The sequence below is a fragment of the Streptomyces sp. NPDC055078 genome (assembly GCF_053607985.1).
Genome location: NZ_JBSGUP010001026.1, coordinates 1 through 1,812, shown reverse-complemented (window position 1 = coordinate 1,812; position 1,812 = coordinate 1). Strand labels below are relative to the sequence as shown.

2 protein-coding genes and 1 pseudogene are annotated in these 1,812 nt (G+C 67.6%); all 3 read right to left on the bottom strand.

The window, feature by feature from the left end:
- Window positions 1–17: 17 nt before the first annotated feature.
- Entirely contained in the window at window positions 18–560 is a 543-nt protein-coding gene (locus ACWF94_RS39795) for a hypothetical protein (RefSeq protein WP_453500064.1), read from the bottom strand.
- A 216-nt stretch (window positions 561–776) separates the two neighbouring features.
- A complete protein-coding gene (locus ACWF94_RS39790) occupies window positions 777–1,568 on the bottom strand; it encodes an ABC transporter permease (protein WP_453500062.1) in 792 nt (263 codons plus the stop codon).
- Window positions 1,565–1,812 (bottom strand): annotated as a pseudogene (locus ACWF94_RS39785) (ABC transporter); the annotation flags it as partial. The pseudogene ACWF94_RS39785 and the gene ACWF94_RS39790, both read right to left, overlap by 4 nt.

Here is a 1,812-nt window from a genome sequence, read left to right as displayed (position 1 = left end):
GCCCGGGTGGTTCTCGATCAGATGGCTATCCAGAACGCTTCCATCCAGCGGTTCTCGCCGATGCTTCCGATCCACTGGTCGTACGACCACTGGCCCGTGCCCTTCCAGCCCACGTTCTGGACGTGGGCGGCGGCCTTCATGGACTCGTTGGTGCTCCGCAGGCGCAGCGCCTGGATCGGCTGACCGGCGCCGTGCGCGAACTCGTAGCTGTTGCCGGGCGCTATGTGGCGTTCGGGTCCGGTGCCGGTTCCCGCCCAGTGCGCCTGCACGTTGAAGTTCATGGCGCCGGTCGTCCCGACGTAGAACTTGATCCTGTCGATCGGTTTGTTCTCGCCCACGGCCCCGGTGTAGCCCGGGGCGCCGTCCGTGCAGAGCGTGGCCGACCACCCCTTGTTCCGCACATGCGCCTGGTAGCACACGGCCCGGCCCTCAGCCGCCTCGCTTCGCTGCGCGCCCGCCGCGTTCACCTTCCGTATCTGCTCCGGGGTCAGCTTGGCCACCTTGACCACTTCCCGCGTCGCAGATGCGGGCGCGTCGGCTGCCTGCGCTGCCGGAGACATCCCGAAGAGCGTCAGGGCAGCAAGGGACGGAACGGCAAATATTAAGCGAATGCGCATGATTTTACTCCAATGCTTGAAGTGGTGATTCTGTGGGTGTGGTTCACCTGTCGCTGAGTTCCCCAGGTCCACACGGGAAACGGACAGGTTCCCCGCCGCTCGCGAGGCCCGGAGCCCCGCACCGGCCAGGAGTTCAGGGCATCGGACAAGGTCTCCCGGCTACTTCGGGTCGCGGCTGAACTGCGCTGTCGACCAGCGGTAGCCGAGCGCGGTCAGGCCGACGCACCAGGCGATCGCGATCCAGCCGTTGCTGCCGATTCCGGTGCCGAGGAGGAGACCGCGGAGGGTCTCGATGGCGGGGGTGAAGGGCTGGTACTCGGCGATCGGCCGGAACCAGCCGGGCATCGTGCCGGCCGGGATGAACGCGCTGGAGATGAGCGGCAGAAGGATCAGCGGCATGGCCATATTGCCGGCCGCCTCGGGGTTTGGGCTGGCCGCGCCCATCCCGACCGCGATCCAGGTGAGTGCCAGGGCGAACAGCGTGATCAGCCCGAACGCCGCGATCCACTCCAGGGCCGTGGCGTCGGTGGACCGGAAGCCCATCGCCACCCCGACTGCGCCGACGAGGACCACGCTCATCACACACTGCAGCACGCCGCCGACGACATGCCCGACGAGCAGAGAGCCCCGGTAGATCGCCATCGTACGGAAGCGGGCGGTGAGGCCCTGGGTCATGTCCACGCAGACGGACACCGCGGCCCCGATCACGGTGCTGCCGACGGTCATCAGCAGCAGGCCGGGGACGATATAGGCGATGTAGTCGGAGCGGTTCGCGCCGCCGCCGCCGATGCCGGCGCTCATCACGTCGCCGAAGATATAGACGAAGAGCAGCAGCATCATGATCGGTGTGAGCAGCAGGTTCAGGGTCCCGGACGGGTAGCGCCATGCGTGCAGGAGGTTGCGGCGCAGCATCGTGTTCGAGTCGCGTACGGCGAGGGTGAGGGAGTTCATCGGACGGTCTCCTTGGCCTGGTTGGCCTGGTTGGGGGCGGTGGCCGGGCCGGTCAGGGCGAAGAACACGTCGTCGAGGTCGGGGGTGTGGACGGTGAGTTCGTCGGCTTCGATGCCGGCGGCGTCGAGCCAGTCGAGGATGGAGCGCATTTCGCGCTGGCTGCCGTCGCTGGGGAGTTGGAGGGACAGGGCCTCGTCGTTCCGGGTGACTTCGCGCAGGGTGTCGGCGGCGGACTGGTACGCGA

Coding starts and splice junctions, on each gene's coding strand:
- ACWF94_RS39795 (WP_453500064.1), bottom strand. CDS start 560: ATGTCTCCGGCAGCGCAGGCAGCCGACGCGCCCGCATCTGCGACGCGG.
- ACWF94_RS39790 (WP_453500062.1), bottom strand. CDS start 1,568: ATGAACTCCCTCACCCTCGCCGTACGCGACTCGAACACGATGCTGCGC.